Origin of the sequence: Planctomonas sp. JC2975 (assembly GCF_012985205.1) — a bacterium.
Classification (GTDB): Bacteria; Actinomycetota; Actinomycetes; order Actinomycetales; family Microbacteriaceae; genus Humibacter.
The window spans coordinates 2,489,227-2,507,343 of sequence record NZ_JABEKS010000001.1; the positions used below are offsets into that span (position 1 = coordinate 2,489,227).

18 protein-coding genes are annotated in these 18,117 nt (G+C 67.3%); 3 read left to right on the plus strand and 15 right to left on the minus strand.

The window, feature by feature from the left end:
• Positions 1 to 7 precede the first annotated feature (7 nt).
• On the plus strand, positions 8 to 850 hold the full coding sequence (locus HII28_RS11295) for a hypothetical protein (protein WP_170025483.1): 843 nt from the start codon (positions 8 to 10) through the stop codon (positions 848 to 850).
• Between the two features lie 32 nt (positions 851 to 882).
• Positions 883 to 2,064 (plus strand): OmpA family protein, encoded by a 1,182-nt coding sequence (locus HII28_RS20725; protein ID WP_346769275.1) that lies wholly within the window; start codon positions 883 to 885, stop codon positions 2,062 to 2,064.
• A 62-nt stretch (positions 2,065 to 2,126) separates the two neighbouring features.
• On the opposite strand, the gene HII28_RS11305 is transcribed toward HII28_RS20725, so the two are convergent.
• From HII28_RS11305 to HII28_RS11360, 12 genes are all read right to left on the minus strand, one after another.
• Positions 2,127 to 2,648, minus strand: coding sequence for a DinB family protein (locus HII28_RS11305; protein WP_170025484.1), 522 nt, complete (start codon positions 2,646 to 2,648; stop codon positions 2,127 to 2,129).
• 52 nt (positions 2,649 to 2,700) lie between these two features.
• Positions 2,701 to 4,056 (minus strand): serine hydrolase domain-containing protein, encoded by a 1,356-nt coding sequence (locus tag HII28_RS11310; protein WP_170025485.1) that lies wholly within the window; start codon positions 4,054 to 4,056, stop codon positions 2,701 to 2,703.
• Between the two features lie 280 nt (positions 4,057 to 4,336).
• Positions 4,337 to 5,617 carry an AAA family ATPase gene (locus tag HII28_RS11315; RefSeq protein ID WP_170025486.1) on the minus strand — a complete coding sequence of 427 codons (1,281 nt, stop codon included), beginning with the start codon at positions 5,615 to 5,617 and terminating at the stop codon, positions 4,337 to 4,339.
• Between the two features lie 52 nt (positions 5,618 to 5,669).
• Positions 5,670 to 7,754 carry a cytochrome c oxidase assembly protein gene (locus tag HII28_RS11320; RefSeq protein WP_346769276.1) on the minus strand — a complete coding sequence of 695 codons (2,085 nt, stop codon included), beginning with the start codon at positions 7,752 to 7,754 and terminating at the stop codon, positions 5,670 to 5,672.
• Between the two features lie 374 nt (positions 7,755 to 8,128).
• Positions 8,129 to 8,416, minus strand: coding sequence for an HU family DNA-binding protein (locus tag HII28_RS11325; protein WP_146321257.1), 288 nt, complete (start codon positions 8,414 to 8,416; stop codon positions 8,129 to 8,131).
• Positions 8,417 to 8,751: 335 nt separating this feature from the next.
• Positions 8,752 to 9,057: a 30S ribosomal protein S14 gene (gene rpsN, locus HII28_RS11330; RefSeq protein WP_170025487.1), complete on the minus strand. Its 306-nt coding sequence runs from the start codon at positions 9,055 to 9,057 to the stop codon at positions 8,752 to 8,754.
• A 4-nt stretch (positions 9,058 to 9,061) separates the two neighbouring features.
• A complete protein-coding gene (gene rpmG, locus HII28_RS11335) occupies positions 9,062 to 9,232 on the minus strand; it encodes a 50S ribosomal protein L33 (protein WP_205864894.1) in 171 nt (56 codons plus the stop codon).
• A complete protein-coding gene (gene rpmB / locus HII28_RS11340; protein WP_170025488.1) occupies positions 9,229 to 9,465 on the minus strand; it encodes a 50S ribosomal protein L28 in 237 nt (78 codons plus the stop codon). Before rpmB ends, rpmG begins: the two co-directional genes overlap by 4 nt.
• A 440-nt stretch (positions 9,466 to 9,905) precedes the next feature.
• On the minus strand, positions 9,906 to 10,304 hold the full coding sequence (locus HII28_RS11345) for a transcriptional repressor (RefSeq protein ID WP_170025489.1): 399 nt from the start codon (positions 10,302 to 10,304) through the stop codon (positions 9,906 to 9,908).
• Positions 10,305 to 10,329: 25 nt separating this feature from the next.
• The gene (locus tag HII28_RS11350) at positions 10,330 to 11,298 is read right to left on the minus strand and encodes a metal ABC transporter permease (protein ID WP_170025490.1); all 969 of its coding nucleotides are present in this window, start codon (positions 11,296 to 11,298) and stop codon (positions 10,330 to 10,332) included.
• The gene (locus HII28_RS11355) at positions 11,295 to 12,194 is read right to left on the minus strand and encodes an ABC transporter ATP-binding protein (RefSeq protein WP_170025491.1); all 900 of its coding nucleotides are present in this window, start codon (positions 12,192 to 12,194) and stop codon (positions 11,295 to 11,297) included. The genes HII28_RS11350 and HII28_RS11355 overlap by 4 nt, the downstream gene beginning before the upstream one ends.
• Positions 12,191 to 13,120: a zinc ABC transporter substrate-binding protein gene (locus tag HII28_RS11360; protein ID WP_170025492.1), complete on the minus strand. Its 930-nt coding sequence runs from the start codon at positions 13,118 to 13,120 to the stop codon at positions 12,191 to 12,193. Before HII28_RS11360 ends, HII28_RS11355 begins: the two co-directional genes overlap by 4 nt.
• A gap of 237 nt (positions 13,121 to 13,357) precedes the next feature.
• On the opposite strand from HII28_RS11360, the gene HII28_RS11365 reads away from it, so the two are divergent.
• Positions 13,358 to 14,290, plus strand: coding sequence for a 5'-3' exonuclease (locus HII28_RS11365; protein WP_170026100.1), 933 nt, complete (start codon positions 13,358 to 13,360; stop codon positions 14,288 to 14,290).
• Between the two features lie 12 nt (positions 14,291 to 14,302).
• Here HII28_RS11365 and HII28_RS11370 read toward each other — a convergent pair whose 3' ends face one another.
• The 3 genes from HII28_RS11370 to pdhA all read right to left on the minus strand — a co-directional run bounded on the left by HII28_RS11370 (position 14,303) and on the right by pdhA (position 18,117).
• Positions 14,303 to 15,757, minus strand: a complete 1,455-nt coding sequence (locus tag HII28_RS11370; protein WP_170025493.1) for a dihydrolipoamide acetyltransferase family protein — start codon at positions 15,755 to 15,757, stop codon at positions 14,303 to 14,305.
• 87 nt (positions 15,758 to 15,844) lie between these two features.
• On the minus strand, positions 15,845 to 16,804 hold the full coding sequence (locus HII28_RS11375; protein ID WP_170026101.1) for an alpha-ketoacid dehydrogenase subunit beta: 960 nt from the start codon (positions 16,802 to 16,804) through the stop codon (positions 15,845 to 15,847).
• A 77-nt stretch (positions 16,805 to 16,881) separates the two neighbouring features.
• The gene (pdhA, locus tag HII28_RS11380) at positions 16,882 to 18,117 is read right to left on the minus strand and encodes a pyruvate dehydrogenase (acetyl-transferring) E1 component subunit alpha (RefSeq protein WP_170025494.1); all 1,236 of its coding nucleotides are present in this window, start codon (positions 18,115 to 18,117) and stop codon (positions 16,882 to 16,884) included.

Consider the following 18,117-nt stretch of genomic DNA (forward strand, 5'->3'; position numbering starts at 1 on the left):
GGATCTCATGGCTCGCGACATCGTCATGAAGCCGCCGCGGAGCGGTCCGCGGCTCGGGCGGCTCTCGCCGTTCGTGCACGTGCTGGTCTACGTGCTCCTCGTCGGCATGATCGCCGTCGACTACTACCTGCTCTCGCAAACGCTGACGCTGCTGCTGCGCAACGACAGTCAGTACGGATCCATCGGCGCCATGATGTACATCATCACGGCGGGCATCTCGGCGGCCATCGTCACCATCCCGCACCTGGTCGCCGTGCTGATCCGCCGCATCGAGAGCGGCATCACGACCCGCGGATGGGTCCCGGTGGTCATCGGACTCGGCATCCTCTGGGCCGCCATCCTGATCGTCGTCACGCTCGCCCGGATCAAGGCAGGCATCGACAGCCAGAACTCCGGCGGCCTCTCCGGGCTCGTCGGATCCGGTCAGTCCGCGACCACAGCAGGCTTCTCGTGGACTGCCCCCGACACGATCATGGCGTTCCTCATGCTCGGCGTGCTGGTGACCTCCGGATGCCTGAGCTTCGTGGCCGCGTGGCTCACCACCCGTCCGCTGGTCACCGCCGTCGAACGGGGGTGGCACCGCGTGCAGCGTGCCCGCCAGTACCGCGACCGGCTCGTGGCCGAGCGGGTCAAGGCAGCGGATGCCGTCGCCCAGCAGGCTGTGCAGAACGCCGCGGATCTGCAGCGATACGCGCTGGCGCAAACGATGCTCCATGCCCAGCTCGAGGAGCTGCGGGCTCAGCTCGCGACGACGCTCGCCGAGCGCTTGCGGGATCCGCAGGGCACCAGCCAGATCATCCACGAGCTGCAACTGCGGCGGGACCCGCCATCGACCGCGTCCGCCGAGTGACGACCCGCCCACCATTGAAAGGACACTCTTACGTGAGATCCGCGATCCGCTTCGTCGCTCCCGCCCTCGCGGCCTGCCTCGTCGCGGTCGCCCTTGCCGCCTGCTCGTCGTCGGCCGCCTCGGGACCGTGCAGTCAGGCGAGCAAGCGGAACCTGGGCGTCGTCGCCGGCAGCACCGCGAACGAACCGGCGATGCAGCTGCCGGCATCCGCGGCGAATCAGCTGAAGGCGACGGGAGCCAGCAACGGGAGCGTCACGATCGTGATCCCTTCGGGCACGCCGGAGGCGCGCGGCACCACCCTTCTTGGTTCGACGGCCAACGACGACATCGTGTGCAAGAGCGACCAGCGCAACAAGCTCGCCCAGGTGACGGACTACATCGACGCGCTCAAGGCGTCCAAGCCGGAGGTCGATTTCCTCGACGCCATCGACCAGGCAGCGCGCAACCTAGGCAAGAACTCGATGGGCGTGCTCGTGGTCGGCAACGGATTGCAGACCGTCGATCCGCTGAACTTCGCCGTGAAGGGGCTGCTCTCGGCCGAGCCGCAGCAGGTGGCGTCCGATCTGAAGTCCAAGGGCGAACTGCCGACGGATCTGAGTGGCGTCACGGTCTACTGGTCGGGTCTCGGCGACGTCGCTGGATCCCAGCAGCCGCTCACGATCACTGCCCGCAGCAACCTGGAATCCATCTGGGCTGCGATCATCAAGACCGCGGGCGGCACGCTGTCCGTGCTGCCCGAGCCGGCGTCCGGATCCGCGGGAGACGCACTGCCTGCCGTCACGGCCGTGCCCGTCCCTGCTGCTGCCACGAAGACCGACTGGAGTCAGCCCATCATCGTGCGCGACAGCGACCTGCTCTTCGTGAAGGACACCGCCACCTTCTCGGATCCCACGACCGCCTCCAAGGTGCTCGAGGCCCTGGTCCCTTCGATCGAGCAGAACGGTCAGGTCGTGACCATCACCGGCACGGCATCCAAAGATCAGGCGACCAGCAACACCGCAGACCTCGCGCTCTCGAGACAGCGAGCGGATGCCGTCAAGCAGGCCCTCACGTCACTCGGCGTCCCTGCGTCCCTGCTGGCGACCGCCGGAGTCGGACACCAGTGGTGCGGGTTCAAACCCGAGACGGACGCCACCGGCACCTACTCGGACGCTCTCGCGGAACAGAACCGCACCGTCATTCTCACATCGCCGGGTGTGTCGCTCTGCGGATGATCCGCGGCGCACCAGGCCGAGCCCGAGTCGCCGGTTGAGCCCGACGCCGCTGGTTGAGCGAATCAGCCGTGGGAAACATCCCACAGGTGGTGCACCGGGTCGTGGATGTAGTACCGGGCTAGCGACTCCACGCTGAAGACGGATCCGTCGCTGCGGCGCCCCGACCGGCCGAGCACGTCGTCTGGGACAGCTTCCCAGGCATCCGCGATGGCGAGGCCGGCGTCCCGCAGCTGCACGGCCACAACGGCCGGATCCTGCTCGCCGTACCGCTCGGCGACGGCGGCGGCGTCTTGATCCCAATTCGCGAACTCGGGATCGTCCTGATCCAGGATCAACTGGAGACGGCCGCTCATCACGCCGAACACGTCGCGCACGTGCGCTGCGTACTCCAGCGGCGACCACGTGGTTTCGTTCGGACGCACACGCACGTCGTCGCGCTCGAGCACGGGCATCCAGGCGGCCACATTCTCTCGAGTGAGCCGCGGAATGGCGCGGAACGGAACGGTGCTGGCGTCGAATCCACACTCGGGGCAGGGACGCTCGAGCACCCAGGTCCAGCTCTTGGTCTCGGGAACGATCGGCATGGCATCGACGATAGCGCCACGCTGAGACGCATCCGCACCAAGCGGGCCTCGATCAGTTCGACGGGAGGGGACGGTAGACGGCGGGCGGCGGCGTGGGCTCCGGCGTCGGAGTCGGAGCCGGGGGAGCACCGGCCGGACGGCAGGTCGCGAGCTGGTTCAGCGACGCAGCAGCGGCATCCGCGTTCCACGGAAGCGTGATGGTCGGAGCCTTGCGCCCTTCGACGGGCTTGAACGTCGTGGCGATGGCCGCGAGCTGCATCGCGAGGGCCTGAGCGTACGCGGCACCGGACGTCGAGTCGTTCAGCATGACCACGATCGTGAGCCCGGAGGCCGGATCGCTGAGCATCGAGGTGATGAAGCCCGGCGCGCTCCCGTCGTGGCCGCGCATCGGCCCGAGCTGTAGCCCTCCCATGCCGTAGGTCTGCCAGCCGGCGACCGTCGTTCCCATCGGCACGGTTTTCCATGCCGCCTTCTTGGCGTCGCCGCGCAGCAGTGAGGACGTCGCGAACGCCTGGGCGAAGGTCTTCAGATCGCTAAGTGTCGAGACGACGCCGCTCGCGGTCCAGGTCGCTGTCGGCGCCACCTGCGTGTCGTCAACGACCGTGCCGCATGCCGGGCTTCCGGTCACGGCATCGAGCGAGGTCGCGTAGCCGTGCAACGCGGATCCCGGGATGCTCGTTCCGGCCGGCAGCGAGGACGAGCTCATGCCAAGCGGCTGGAAAACCTCATTGCGGTACAGCGTCGTCCAGTCCTCGCCGGTCGCGGCCTGGAGCGCCATGCCGAGCAGGATGAAGCCGGCATTCGAATACGACCAGGCCTGTCCCGGTGTGCCGGTGCGCGGTTCGCCGAGACCGCTCGCGACCAGTTCCATCGGCACATAGGGGCGCTGCGGATTGTCGACGAACTGCGGGTTGAGCGCGCTCGTGTAGTCACCGAGACCCGACGTGTTCTGGCAGAGCTGGCCGAGGGTGAGCCCGTCGACGCCGACGAGCCGCGGCAGATACTTGGTCACGGGATCGTCGAGCGCAACCCTGCCCTTCTGCACAAGGGAGAGCAGCACCGTGCACGTCATCGGCTTGGTCACCGATCCCACGCGCCACGCCATGTCCGACGTGACCGCCTGCTTACCCTTCGCCGTGGTGGTTCCGATTCCTGCCGTGTACGAACCGGCCCATGGTGCCCAGACACCGACGATCGCACCGGATGCCGCGGTCGAGCCCATCGCATCCGTGACCGCCTTCTTGACGGCAGCAGCCTCGTCTGCCGGCAACGTCACCGAGGCCTGCGACGGTACGGGTGCGTTCGTCTGCGAGGTGCATCCGGAAAGGAACGCAGATGCCCCGAGCACGACGGCCACGGCCGCCGCGATCAGCGTGGAGCGACGCGTGCGCCCCCGAAGTCCTGACATCAAACGCCCCCTGCGGTCCCCCCGGTCCTGTCTTTCAGACTAAACGGACGCCTGTCGATATCGCGTAGGCGGCGGTAACGAGAAGGCAACATCGGAGAAGAAATCATCCGTTGTGATGACAGGGGAGATCGTGTGGTCAGACCACATCGGCGCTGGCCTTTCGGCGAGAGTCCTGGCTGTGCTGCACGTCGGGGATCGCTTCATGGCTGTTCCCGCACGTTTGGCGTGCACCGCTCGGATCGCCGACTCCGATCCGGTGCACCCGAGACCGGTCTCGGTGCTACTTCTCGCCGTGCATGAAGCGGTCGACGTCGCGGTCCACCATGACATCGCTCGGACGCAGCGGCCGGTTGAGGTAGAGGCCGTTCAGGGAGGTCAGCCGGCTGAGGGCGACGTACGTCTGTCCGGGGCTAAACGCGCGAGCGCCGAGGTCGACGATGGCGCTGTCGTACGTCTTGCCCTGGGACTTGTGGATGGTCACGGCCCAGGCCAGTCGCAGCGGGAACTGCGTGAACTCCGCTGCGACATCCTTCGTCAGCTTCTTCGTGAGCGGGTTGTAGGTGTACTTGTACCGCTCCCACACCATGGGCTCGACCTCGTGCACGTCGCCGTCGACCTCGACGAAGACGTTCGCGTCGATGCGGACGACCGTGCCGATCGTCCCGTTCACCCACCGCGGCGGCTCGCCACCCTGGCCGGTGTCGTTGCGCAGGAACATCACCTGCGCTCCGACCTTCAGCTCGAGGGTCTCGTCGGCGGGATAGTTGCGCTGCCCGAAGTCGCCGGATACCTCGGCCTTCGCCGTCAACGCACGTCCGGGGAGCCGAGCCAGCGCCGACGCGTTGATGCGGGCCACTGTGTCGTTGCGGGTGGCCAGGGTGATGGTGCCGTCGTCGGGTTTCGGACGCGCGCCGACGCCGTTGAGGCGATCGGCGATCTCTTTCGTCACACGTCCGTGGCGCACGGCGTTGAGCATGTACTTGAAGTCGAGCTCATGCTGTCGATGGATCTCGGTGAGCTCGAAGCGATGGAGGGATGTCTCGTCCCACACCTTCGCGTCGAAGAACCACATCGACCGGTAGTTGTCTGCGAAGTACGCCCGCTCTTCGGCATCCCCCGGCACCGGTGCCAGCTGGTACGGATCGCCGAAGAGCACGATCTGCACACCGCCGAAAGGTTCGAGCTTGCGTTGGCGGGCCTGCCGGAGGGCACGGTCGATGGCATCCATCAGGTCTGCATTCACCATGGACACCTCGTCGATGACGAGAGTGTCGATGGAGTTCAACAGGCTGAGCAGCTCGCGGGGCTGGTCGAGGTCGTGGTCGGCGATGACGCCGATGGGCAGACGCAACAGCGAATGGATGGTCTGCCCGCCGACGTTGAGCGCTGCTACGCCGGTCGGAGCACTGATCACGAGCTGCTTCTTGGTGTTCCAGCTCAGGTGGTTGAGGAGCGTTGACTTGCCTGTGCCGGCTCGCCCGGTGACGAACACGTGATCGCTCGTGTTCTCGATGGCGTCGTAGACGGAGGCCTGCTCGGCCGTCAGCCTCAGCTTGCTCAACCCCGTGGCTCCTCGTGCTCGTGCGCCGACGCGACCGCGGTCGCGGCCGTGCTCAACGCTGGGGCTCCCGGGTGGCATCCGCACTGGAGGGCGCCGATGCCCCCGTGGTTGCAGGCGTTCCTGCGACATCCTGGGACGCATCGGATCCCCTGGCGGATACCGCCCCCTCGGCGCCGTTCGCGCCGGTGGATGCCATGCGTTGCAGCATCGCATTGTAGGCCGCGAGCTCCGCGTCACCCGTGCGATCCGCCTGCCTGTCGCGACGCTTGGTCTCTTTCGCGTCGCTGCGGCTCCACTGGATGGCCACGAGGATCGCGAGCACCACCGTCGGAATCTCGCCGATGCTCCACGCGATGCCGCCGGCGAGCTGCTGGTCGGCCATGGGCGTCACACCCCAGGTGCGCCCCATGGCGCCGTACCAGTCGGCCAGGAAGAGCCCATTGGCGGTGATGATCGACAGGCCGAAGAAGGCGTGGAACGCCATCGTGCCGAGCAGCAGTACGAGCCGCAGCGGATACGGGAAGCGGTACGGAACCGGGTCGATGCCGATCAGGGACTGTGCGAACAGGTATCCGGTGATGAGGAAGTGGACGATCATCCACTCGTGACCGATGTGGTCGGTCGTGGCCCAGCTGAACAGGGACGAGTAGTAGAAGACCCAGAGGGAACCGGCGAAGAGCACGGCGGCGGTGATGGGGTGCGTCAGGAAGGCAGCGATCTTCGAGTGCACGACCAGGAGGATCCACTCGCGACCGCCTCTGGAACCGTCCGTGCGCTTCACGATGGCGCGCAGCGCCAGCGTGACGGGCGCCCCGGGGACGAGCAGGACCGGCACGGCCATGGTGAGCAGCATGTGCGCCAGCATGTGGCTCGAGAACAGGTACTTCTCGTAGACGTTGATGCCGCCGTTCGTGACCCAGAGCAGCAGGATGATCCCGGCCACCCACGCGATCGTGCGTCCGATGGGCCACCGGTCGCCGCGACGACGCAGCCGCACGACGCCTGCGATGTAGAAGAACAGGGCGAAGCAGCATCCGATCAGCCACAGGGGATCGATGTTGATGCCGAAGAGATAGTGCGCGAGGGTCGCTGGAGCAGGAAGGGGCTCGCCGGTGAGCACCTCGGCCGGTGTCGGCTGACTGACCGGGACGTCGGCGACAGGCGTCGCGGTGCGCGCGAGGGCCGCCGCGACACCGGACGCGATGCCCATGAAGGCGAGCTCGCAGGAGACGAGCCACCAGAACGGTCCCTTGCTGCCGGTGCGCTTCAGCCGGCCGATGAGGTAACGACGCTGCAACAGGCCGAACAGCCCGAGCACGACGAGAGCGAGCGCCTTCACCAGCACGAGCACACCGTAGGAGGTGAGGAGGTTCTCGAGCGTCCCGATGCGGAGGTCTGCGTTGATGACGCCGGAGAACGCGACGACGACGAACGACACGATCGCCAGAGTCGAGAACCGCTCGAGCACCGCGACCAAACGGTCTCCGCTCAACGACTTGCGGATGAGCACGATCGTGAGCAGCCCGCCGAGCCAGATCGCAGCGAAAACGAGGTGCAGGCCGAGGGATGTGATGGCCTGGTCGTGTCCGGCGGTCCCTGCGGAGTGACCGCTCAGCGCCATCGGGATGAGGGAGCACAGGGCCACGATCGCGACGAATGCGACAGCCGTGTGATTGCGCACCGCGAAGCAGAGCACGGTCGTCACGGCGGCGATCAAGGTGATCGCGAGCCAGACCTGCCCGATCGCGATCTGCGTGGCGAACTGGCTGATCCCGTCGCTGAACTGCTGGTCGAGGGAGAGCGCCGACCCCGTGACATCCAGATAGGTCAGCACGCCGGTGACCGCACTCGCGACGGTCATGATCGCGGCGGAGCCTGCCGCGGCATCCATCGCCCTGTCGTACTCGGGCTTCTCAGGGCTGAGCGCGAAGCACGCCATGATGAGCGCACCGATCATGCCCGCCGCACTGAGGTTGACGAAGAGGTTCGCGACCGGAAGTCCCCAGCGCACGACGGGACCCGGATCCAGCAGCGCGGGAGCGGATGCCGCACCGCCGTACGCGAGCGCCGCGATGATGGCGAGCAGCGCGAAGACGACCAGGGCGACGGGGCCCGCCACGCGCTGAACTCTGCTCACCAGACAAGCGTAGGCGGTTGGACCTGGGCACCCGACGTGACCGGATGGCCGTGTGCAGACATCCGTGGTCCGCAGCCGTGTGGACGGAGAGTCGACACGACGGGATGGCGCCTGACCCTGTACTGCGAGCCACCTCGTGCTGCCCAGCCACCCCGGCACTCGCGCAAACAAGCGGGTGGCTCGGCAACTGGCTGGTGCTCGGCGACAGACCGGTGGCTCGGCGAGGGTGATCCGGCGCCGGCGGCGCGGTCGGATATCGCAGCGGGATAGGAGGCGAGTCGCGGGTCCGGAGGCGGGACGCGCACGCCGCTGGTGCTGGGGGCACGAGAAAGGGGATGCCGGCGAACCGGCATCCCCTTGTCAGGCGCTGATGGCTACTTGACGGAAGCCTTGAGCTTGCTGCCCGCGGTCAGCTTGACACGGTGGCCTGCCGGGATCTTGATTTCGGCACCGGTCTGCGGGTTGCGGCCCGTACGCGCGGCCGTCGACGTGCGCTCGGCGGCGAGCCAGCCCGGGATGGTGACCTTGCCCCCGCCTGCGACGGTCTCGGCGATGGTCGCGAAGAAAGCGTCGACCACAGCCCCCACGGCGGCCTGGCTCTGACCGGTCGACGCGGCGACCGCCGCCACGAGCTCGGTCTTGTTCAGCGACTTGTCAGCCATTGAGTGTCCTCCTCGGACGTTCTGCTGCTGAGCAGCGATTTGGTGATGAGCGGCGATGAGCCGCATGGAGTGGTTCGCGAACAGGTCCGCGAACCGCCCTCAAAGTACCAAGAAACCGCGGAATTCCGCGGATTTCTGGGGTTTCAGAGGCCATTTGGAGCGGTTCTGGAGAGCTATCCACCGTTCTTGGGCGAGTTATACACAGAACCGGCGGAGTTATGCACAAGCAAAGGTGCGTCATCGCTTCGTCCGGGCGCATGCCAAAGGGGCGCCGTCCCTCAGGACGACGCCCCTTTCGAAGCACTACGCCGGACGAACCGGCTGCTGGGCGTTGCTTACCAGCTCGACTTGGTGATACCGGGCAGCTCGCCACGGTGCGCCATGTCGCGGAAGCGAACACGGGAGATGCCGAACTTGGTGAGGACACCACGCGGACGGCCATCGACGGCGTCGCGGCTGCGGAGGCGCACCGGCGACGCGTTGCGCGGCAGCTTCTGCAGGCCGACGCGAGCGGCTTCGCGCTCCTCGTCGGTGGAGTTCGGGTTGATGAGGGCCTTCTTCAGCTCGAGACGCTTCTCGGCGTAGCGGTCCACGACTTCCTGGCGCTGCTTGTTGCGCGCGATCTTGCTCTTCTTGGCCATGCTTCTACCGCTCCTCGCGGAATTCGACGTGCTTGCGCACAATGGGGTCGTACTTCTTCAGCACGAGACGGTCGGGGTCGTTGCGGCGGTTCTTCTTGGTCACGTAGGTGTAACCGGTGCCGGCCGTCGAACGAAGCTTGATGATCGGGCGGATGTCCTGCTGCTTGGCCATCAGATCTTCTCCCCACGGGCCAGAATCTCACTGACCACCACGTCGATACCGCGGGCGTCGATCACCTTGATGCCCTTGGCGCTGACATTCAGCGTGACCTTACGGCGAAGCGACGGCACGTAGTACGTGCGCCTCTGGATGTTCGGGTCGAAACGGCGCTTCGAGCGCTTGTGCGAGAACGAGATGGTGTGCCCGAAACCGGGCACAGCTCCCGTCACCTGGCAGACAGCTGCCATGATTTCCTCCATCAGTACCGAAGGGCGGATGCCCTTCCCAAGATCTCTTGTCGGCGCACACAACGACTCACGCTTTCGCGACGAGGGGGATTGTGTGTGCGAACTGCGCAGAGGAGTCCGCGCAGACAAACGGCAAGTCTACGCGACACGCCGCCGGTACCCAAATCGGTGTCGTCCGAGCGGCCCGATCCGGCCAGTGCGGTGCGTCGGGTGCGCGCCGAAAGCAGGAGATGTGGCCGAGAACCGGAGGAATCCTGCTGTTCTCGACGCGAGAGCGCGATCCCTGCTGTTTTCACCCCACGAGGACAGGACGCGACTGGGCAGGCTGGCGCCCGGGGCAGGACGCGACTGGGGCGGGACGCGACTGTGCAAGCTGGCGCCGTGGCCAGCCGGCGCCGTAGGCGGCAGGGGTGGGCGGCAGGTGGCGTGAGCGGCGCGGGTCAGTGGTCGGAGGCGGATGCCGCGCAGGCCGCGCACAGACCGAAGACGTCGACCACGTGGCGCGCATCCGTGAAGCCGTGCTCGGATGCCACGCGCTGCGCCCACTGCTCGACGTCGTCCGCCGCGATCTCCACGGTGAGCCCGCAACGGCGGCAGATCAGGTGATGGTGGTGCCCGCTGGTCGAGCACGCTCTGTACAGCGCCTCGCCCTCCGGCGACTGCAGCGAGTCCGCCTCGCCCTCTGACGCCAGGTCGGAGAGCGCGCGGTAGACCGTGGCCAGGCCGATGGGGGATCCGTGCTCGCGCAGCTCGGTGTGCAGGCTCTGGGCGCTGACGAATCCGTCGTTGGACGACAACGCCTCGCGCACGGCCTCGCGCTGCCAGGTGTTCCGTTTCATCGCTGCACCCCCGATCGTCCGTCCATCATGACGCCTCCACGGGCTCCGCGACCGGGGTGGGGTCTGTCGCGACCGACGGTCTCGAGGCGGCGAGCGGCGCCTGGACGGATGCCACAGGCATCCGCCGTCCGCTCACTCCTCGGCGCTTGCGGCCCCACGCGATCAGTCTGCAGACCACGTAGATGAGGAAAGAGATGGTCGTCACGTAGGGACTGATGGGCACGCTGCCGCCGAGTGCCAGCATGATGCCGCCGACCATCGAGACCACGCCGAACACCACGCTGAGCACAGGAACCCAGAGCGGCGACGACGACACTTTCAGCGCGGCGGCAGCCGGCGTGACCAGGATCGAGAGCACGAGCAGGGCACCGACGATCTGCACCGAGACCGCTACCGCGAGCCCCAGCAGCAGCATGAACACGATCGAAAGCGAACGGGTCGGCACGCCGCGTGCGGCCGCGACATCGGCATCGGTGCTGGCGAACATGAGCGGACGCCACACAACGCCGAGGCCGACCAGCACGATGATCGAGATGACCAGGAGTGCGCCGATCTGGGGGTTGTCGATAGCCACGATCTGCCCGGTGAGCAGTCCGAACTTGTTGGCGGAACGTCCTGGATAGAGCGCGAGGCACAGGATGCCCAGCCCGAGTCCGAACGGCATCAGGACGGCCGTGATCGAGTTGCGTTCCCGCGCCCGCGAGCCCAGCAGCCCGATCAGGAGCGCGGCGATCAGAGACCCTACGATCGACCCCTCGACCACGCCGACGCCCAGCAAGAGGCCGGCAGATGCTCCGGCGAACGACAGCTCGCTTATACCGTGCACCGCGAAGGCCATGTCCCGCGACATGACGAACACCCCGATCAGCCCTCCGATGATGCCGAGCATCGCCCCGGCGAGGATCGAGTTGTGCAGCAGCACGAGCAGCTGGCCGTAATCCGTGAAGTTGAAGATCTGGCCCCACCAGCCGGGGGCTGCGTCCAGATGGATCACAGGATCGTCCTCACTCCCTCGGTGTCGTGCGACGGGTCGTGCTGCTCGTCGTGGTGGGCGTGAGGTCCGTCGGGATGCCCGCCAGGGGCATCCGCCGTGCCGACGACCACGATGCGGCCCCTCGTGCGGATGACGTCGACCGGCGACCCGTACAACTCGCTGAGAACCTCGCTGCGCAGCACCTGATCCGGTGTCCCGATGCGGAACTTGCCGCCGGCGAGGTAGAGCACGCGGTCGACGAGGTCGAGCACGGGATTCACATCGTGCGTCACGAACAGTACGCCGAGCTGGCGCTCACGCCGGTGACGGTCGATGAGCTCGCTGACGGCGCGCTGGTGGGTGAGGTCGAGCGAGAGGAGCGGCTCGTCGCACAGCAGCATCCGCGGATCGCCGGCGAGAGCCTGCCCGACGCGCAACCGCTGCTGCTCGCCACCGGAGAGCGTCGCGACCGGCACCTTGGAGTACGACGAGGCGCCGACGGCCTCCAGCAGACCGTCGATGCGCCTGCGCCGCTGCTTCGACGGCCATGGGATGCCCCACCGGTGTCCGTCGACGCCGAGCCCGACGAGATCCCTGGCGCGCAGCGGCGTGCCGTCGTCGGCGAGCTTCTGTTGCGGGATGTAGCCGATGCGGCGATTGCCGCTCGTCACCGGCTCGCCGAGGAACTCGATGGATCCGGACAGGAGCTTCTGCTGCCCCAGGATCACCTTGAGCAGGCTGGTCTTGCCGGATCCGTTCGCGCCGAGCACCGCGATGAACTCGCCGGCGTGCACGTCGAGGTCGAGATCCGACCAGAGCGTGCGGTCGGCGAATCCGAGCGTCGCGTCACGCAGAGAGAGGACGGTTTCGAGGGATCCGCGCGGAACGTCGAGGGAGCTGTCGGAGCTGTTCGTCATGAAGCCGCCTTCTCCAATGCCGCGCCGATGTTCGTGAGGTTGCTGCGCATCCAGCCGAGGTAATTCTTGCCTTCGGGGAGCGTCTCCGTCACGCCGACGACGGGGATGGCGTTCGCCTTCGCCGCGGCCAGCACCTGCTGGGTCTGCGCGCCCGTCGTCTGCTCGTTGTACGCCAGCAGTGAGACTGAGCGACTGGAGAAGAGGGCGAGGGTCTGCTGCATGACGGCGGGTGCCACATCCGTGTCGTTCTCGATGGCTTCGCTGAACTTCTCGGGCGTCTTGTCGACGAGGCCGATCGCCTCAAGCATGTAGAGCGGAACCGGTTCGGTAATGGCTGCACCCTTGCCGGCGAACCGGCTCTTCAGGTCGGCCTCAGTGTTCTGCAGCTGCGCGACGGAAGCGCGGAATGCCTTCGCATTCGCATCGAACGTCGACGCATCGGCCGGTCGTGCCTTCGAGAAGGCACTCGCCAGTTCGTCCGCCACCTTGTCGACGGTCGGCAGGTCGTACCAGACGTGCTCGTTGAATTCGCCGTCTGCCGGGTGCTGGTCATGGCCGGAGATGTCCGCCGCGTTCAGCACGGTGGGCGACGTGTGCACTGCCGACAGCATCTCGCTGACGAAGTCGTCGTATCCACCGCCGTTCACCACGACCACCTCGGCCTTCGAGAGTGCGAGCTGGTTCTGCCCGCTGGCCTGGTACTCGTGCGGGTCCTTGTCGGGGTCGTCGATGATCGACGTCACGGCGACCTCGCCACCGCCGACCTTCTTCGCGATGTCGCCCCACACATTGGTGGAAGCGACGACGGCGATGCGGCCGGTCTTCGGGCTGGAGGGATCGGCGGATGACGCGGAGCATCCGGAGAGGAGAAGGGCCGCAGCGACGACCGATGAGAGGGCGGACAGCGTCAGGACGGAACGCTTCATGAAGGGGGAACCTTGTCTAAGCCGCGTGAGTGGCCGGATCGGTTCCGATCCGGCACCGATCGCCGCGGAAGTGCGGCAGACGAGCGACGACGACGCGACTGACGTCGACTCTTATTGATAATGATACTCAAAAGCAAGAAGGTGTGTGGCCGTCGTGCCAGACGTTCCGGCGGACAAAAGGGGGCGAGCCCCCACGCGTCACCGGTGGGTGCGAAGATCGAGCGCATGGGCCGACTGATGCTGCTCGACACCGCTTCCCTGTACTTCCGCGCGTTCTATGGCGTGCCCGACAGCGTGAAAGATGCGGACGGGATGCCGGTGAACGGCATCCGCGGACTGCTCGACATCATCGCGAAGCTCGTCACCGACTACGAGCCGACGGCACTCGTGGCGTGCTGGGACGACGACTGGCGCCCGCGCTGGCGGGTGGACCTCATCCCGCAGTACAAGGCGCACCGGGTGGCCGAACTGAATCCGGGCGGCGTCGACGTGGAGGACACGCCGGCGGGCCTGGTGCCGCAGGTGCCGGTGATCCGCCGGCTGCTGGGCGAGCTCGGCATCCCCGTGGTCGGTGCTGAACAGGCGGAGGCCGACGACATCATCGGATTCCTCACCCGCCGCGCCTCGGACCGGCCGTCCGGGTCGATGGCCGTCGACGTCGTCACAGGGGACCGCGACCTGTTCCAGCTCGTCGACGACGCCGCCGGCGTGCGCATCATCTACACGGCGCGTGGCATGAGCAAGCTCGAGCTGGTGACGGATGCCGTCGTCGAAGCCAAGTACGGCATCTCGCCTCGCCAGTACGCCGCGTTCGCCGCACTGCGCGGAGACCCATCGGATGGATTGCCGGGGGTCGCCGGCGTCGGCGAGAAGACCGCCGCGGGACTGCTGCGGGAGTTCGGCGACCTGGACGGGATCCTCGCGGCGGCGGCGGATCCATCCGTGGCGCTTTCGCCCAGCGTGCGGATGAAGCTGACGGCGTCCACCGAGTACCTCGCCCGTGCGATGCCCGCCATCGTCGTCGGGGAGCGGGTCGACCTGCCGGAGGTCGACGGGACGCTGCATCCGCTGGATGCCGAGCGACTCACATCCGTGCACGCTCTGGGCCAGCGCTACAACCTGGGCGGCTCGCTGGACAGGGCCCTGAAGGCGCTCACGGCCGCTGCCTGAGAAGCCGCCAGCTCAGTCCAGGAGGAGCGCCGGTTCCTCGATGATCGAGGCCACGTCGGCGACGAAACGCGAGACGACATCGCCGTCGACGACGCGATGGTCGAAGGATCCGCCGATCGTGGTCACGAAACGCGGACGCACCTCGCCGTCGACCACCCACGGCTTCTGCTTGATCGTGCCGAGAGCGACGATGCCGACCTCGCCGGGGTTGAGGATCGGCGTTCCGGTGTCCATGCCGAACACACCGATGTTCGTGATGGTGATCGTGCCGTTCTGCATGTCGGCCGGCGTCGTCTTGCCGTCGCGGGCGGTCAGCGTGAGTTGCTCGAGCGCGCGTGCCAGCTCGAGGAGGCTCATCGACTGGGCATCCTTGACGTTCGGCACGATGAGACCGCGCGGCGTCGCAGCGGCGATTCCGAGGTTCACGTAGTGGTGGATGATGATCTCGTCGTCGGTCCAGGTAGCGTTCACGCTCGGGTTACGGCGCACGGCCCAGATCATCGCCTTGGCCATGATGAGCAGCGGCGAGACGCGCACGCCGGCGAACGCCGTCGAGTCCTTGAGTCGCTTGACGAACTCCATGGTGCGGGTGGCGTCGACGTCGACGAAGACGCTCACGTGCGGAGCGGTGAACTTGGAGCGCACCATCGCGGATGCGATCTGCTTGCGCATGCCCTTGACCGGCACGCGCTCCTCGCGCTCGTCGGCCCACTCCGGAGTGTCGATGTTGCGGAAGACACTGGCCTGGCTCGCGTTGCGCACCACATCGTCGCGCGTGATCTCACCGGCGATGCCGGTTCCGGAGATCGCGAGCAGATCGACTCCGAGGTCCTTGGCGAGCTTGCGGATCGGCGGCTTCGCGATCACGGGCGTCGCCGATGCCGCAGGCACGAGGTCCGCTGCCGTCGGCACATGGCGTCCTGCAACCTCCGACCCACGCGTCTGGCCGCGGCGTCGGCTCGCGCCGTGACCCGCGGATCCGTAGCCGACGAGCACCGCTCCCGGCTTGGGCTCGTCGCCCTCGCGCTCGATGAGGGTTGCCGCCTCTGCATCCTCCCGCGCGACCGCTGCGGCGTCGGCTGCGGGAGAGTGCCCGGCCGAGGTCGCGGAAGCTGCGGACGAAGCATCCGACGATCCGGATGCTTCACGCACCCTCGCCAGTTCGGCGTCGTCCACCTCGATGACGTTGTCGAGACCGCCGACGTGCTGCGTGGAGTCCGCCTGGGCTCCGTCACCGACGATGATGATCGGCGCACCGACCTCGACGGTGTCGCCCTCGGTGACCAGCAGCCGGTCGACGACACCTTCGAACGGCGAGGGCAGTTCGACGAGCGACTTCGCCGTCTCGATCTCGCACAGCACGTCGTTGACGTGCACGGTGTCGCCCGGCGCCACCTTCCACGAGACAATCTCGGCCTCCGTCAAGCCTTCGCCGACGTCCGGAAGCAGGAACTCGGACTCACTCATGGTTCTCCTCGCGGACGTTTCTTCGTGGTGTGGTGATCGCGGACGCGCTGGGCGGATTCAGCCGGTGGATGTCGCCGTGCGAGGCCGTCAGTAGGCGAGCGCGCGATCGACGGCTTCGAGCACGCGGTCGGCGTCCGGCAGGTAGAGGTCTTCGAGCTTGCCGGGAGGGAACGGGGTGTCGAATCCGGACACCCGCAACACCGGTGCCTCCAGCGAATAGAACGCCTTCTCGGCGACGGTGGCTGCGACTTCGCTGCCCACGCTCACGGATCCCGGTGCCTCCTGCGCCACGACCAGCCGACCGGTCTTTCGCACGGATCCGAGCAGCGGGCCGTAGTCGATCGGCGACAGTGATCGGAGGTCGACCACTTCGAGGCTGGTGCCCTCCTCCGCGGCGATCTCGGCCGCGCGGAGCAGCACGCTCACCATGGCGCCGTGACCGACGAGTGTGGCGTCTGTTCCCGTGCGCACCACCCGGCTGGCGTGCAGCGGAGCGGCACTGGAGCTGAAGTCGACCTCGCCCTTCGGCCAGTAGCGGCTCTTCGGCTCGAGGAAGATGATCGGATCGTCGGAGGCGATGGCCTCCTGCATCATCCAGTACGCGTCGTTCGGCGTCGACGGGCTCACGACCCGCAAGCCGCCCGTGTGCGCGAAGTACGCCTCTGGGCTCTCCTGATGGTGCTCGACCGCACCGATGTGCCCGCCGTAGGGGATGCGGATGACAACGGGCATCCGCAGCGCGCCCTCATGTCGCGACGTGATCTTGGCCAGCTGGGTCGTGATCTGGTCGAACGCGGGGAAGACGAACCCGTCGAACTGGATCTCGCAGACCGGTCGGTATCCGCGCATCGCGAGCCCGATCGCGGTGCCGACGATGCCCGACTCGGCCAGCGGGGTGTCGATGACGCGCTGCGGTCCGAACTCCGCCTGCAGACCCTCTGTGATGCGGAAGACGCCGCCGAGCGGGCCGATGTCCTCGCCCATGAGCAGCACGTGCGGGTCGTCGGCGAGCGCCTGACGGAGCCCGGCGTTCAGAGCCTTCGCCATCGGAAGACTCTCGGTCCCGGTGCGGAAGGGCGTGCGGGCGGATGCCTGCGCCGCGTTCTGCGCGGTCGTCACGTCTGTCACGCGCTCGCCCCCTGCGTTGATGCCTGTGCCGGCGATGCCGTTGTCGTCGAAGCCGGCGACGGTGCGGAAGTGGATGCCGCGGCATCCGCCTCGAACGACTTCTCGTAGCGCTCGAGCCACGCCTGCTGCTCGACGACGTCCGCGTGCGGCTCCGAGTACACGTGGTCGAAGATCAGCTCGGCCGTCGGAACCGCGATTTCGAGCGTGCGCCGGCGGATGTCGGCCGCGTAGTCCGCTGCCTCCTCGTCGACGGATGCGAACCACTCGTCGCCGATGCCACGACCGGCCAGAAACGCGCGCATTCGGGCAATCGGGTCGCGTCCACGCCAGTGGCTCTCCTCGTCCGAGGTGCGGTACCGAGTGGGGTCATCGCTGGTGGTGTGCGCACCCATGCGATAGGTGACCGCCTCGATGAGGCTCGGACCGTCGCCGTTGCGCGCAGCGTCGAGCTGCTTGGCGCTGACCATGTAGCTGGCGAGCACGTCATTGCCGTCGACCTGGTAGCCAGGCATGCCGAAGCCGCCGGCGCGGAGGTGGAGCGGCGAGCGCGACTGCGTCTTGACCGGAACCGAGATGGCCCACTGATTGTTCTGCAGGAAGAAGACCTCCGGCGTCTGGAAGCTCCCGGCGAAGACGAGCGCCTCACTGACGTCGCCCTCGGAGCTGGCTCCGTCGCCGAAGTAGACGATGACGGCCTGGTCGACGTCGGGGTCGCCCGTTCCGACGTTGCCGTCGAACTTCACGCCCATCGCGTATCCGGTGGCGTGCAAGGCCTGCGTGCCCAGCACGAGCGTGTAAATGCGCACGTTGCCGTTCTTCGGATCCGTCGGATCCCACCCGCCGTTCGTCACGCCCCGCATCACCCGGATGATGTCGAGCGGATCCACCCCGCGGATCGTCGCCACCACGTGCTCGCGGTACGACGGGAAGATCGTGTCCTGAGGCTTGGCGGCGTAGGCGGATCCGACCTGAGCGGCCTCCTGCCCGCTGCTCGGCGGCCACAGTGCGAGCTGCCCCTGCCGCTGCAGGTTGGTGGCTTCGACGTCGAAGCGGCGCACCACGACCATGTCGCGATAGAAGCGGCGGTAGTCGTCGTCGGTGAGCGTCTCGAGGTAGGGCAGGAACTCGGCCGCGTTATCCGTGGGCTCGAATCGACCGTCCTCGGTCAGTACTTGTACGGTCGCGGCGGAGAGCCCCTCCGACGACGCGAATCGGTCGTTCGTGGCAGACAT

What these genes read in the sequence shown, in the direction of transcription:
- HII28_RS11295 (WP_170025483.1), top strand. Translation starts at nt 8, where the DNA reads ATGGCTCGCGACATCGTCATGAAGCCGCCGCGGAGCGGTCCGCGGCTC.
- HII28_RS11305 (WP_170025484.1), bottom strand. Translation starts at nt 2,648, where the DNA reads ATGCCGATCGTTCCCGAGACCAAGAGCTGGACCTGGGTGCTCGAGCGT.
- HII28_RS11310 (WP_170025485.1), bottom strand. Translation starts at nt 4,056, where the DNA reads ATGTCAGGACTTCGGGGGCGCACGCGTCGCTCCACGCTGATCGCGGCG.
- HII28_RS11325 (WP_146321257.1), bottom strand. Translation starts at nt 8,416, where the DNA reads ATGGCTGACAAGTCGCTGAACAAGACCGAGCTCGTGGCGGCGGTCGCC.
- rpsN (WP_170025487.1), bottom strand. Translation starts at nt 9,057, where the DNA reads ATGGCCAAGAAGAGCAAGATCGCGCGCAACAAGCAGCGCCAGGAAGTC.
- rpmB (WP_170025488.1), bottom strand. Translation starts at nt 9,465, where the DNA reads ATGGCAGCTGTCTGCCAGGTGACGGGAGCTGTGCCCGGTTTCGGGCAC.
- HII28_RS11345 (WP_170025489.1), bottom strand. Translation starts at nt 10,304, where the DNA reads ATGAAACGGAACACCTGGCAGCGCGAGGCCGTGCGCGAGGCGTTGTCG.
- HII28_RS11355 (WP_170025491.1), bottom strand. Translation starts at nt 12,194, where the DNA reads ATGACGAACAGCTCCGACAGCTCCCTCGACGTTCCGCGCGGATCCCTC.
- HII28_RS11360 (WP_170025492.1), bottom strand. Translation starts at nt 13,120, where the DNA reads ATGAAGCGTTCCGTCCTGACGCTGTCCGCCCTCTCATCGGTCGTCGCT.
- HII28_RS11365 (WP_170026100.1), top strand. Translation starts at nt 13,358, where the DNA reads ATGCTGCTCGACACCGCTTCCCTGTACTTCCGCGCGTTCTATGGCGTG.
- HII28_RS11370 (WP_170025493.1), bottom strand. Translation starts at nt 15,757, where the DNA reads ATGAGTGAGTCCGAGTTCCTGCTTCCGGACGTCGGCGAAGGCTTGACG.
- HII28_RS11375 (WP_170026101.1), bottom strand. Translation starts at nt 16,804, where the DNA reads ATGGCGAAGGCTCTGAACGCCGGGCTCCGTCAGGCGCTCGCCGACGAC.
- pdhA (WP_170025494.1), bottom strand. Translation starts at nt 18,117, where the DNA reads ATGTCTGCCACGAACGACCGATTCGCGTCGTCGGAGGGGCTCTCCGCC.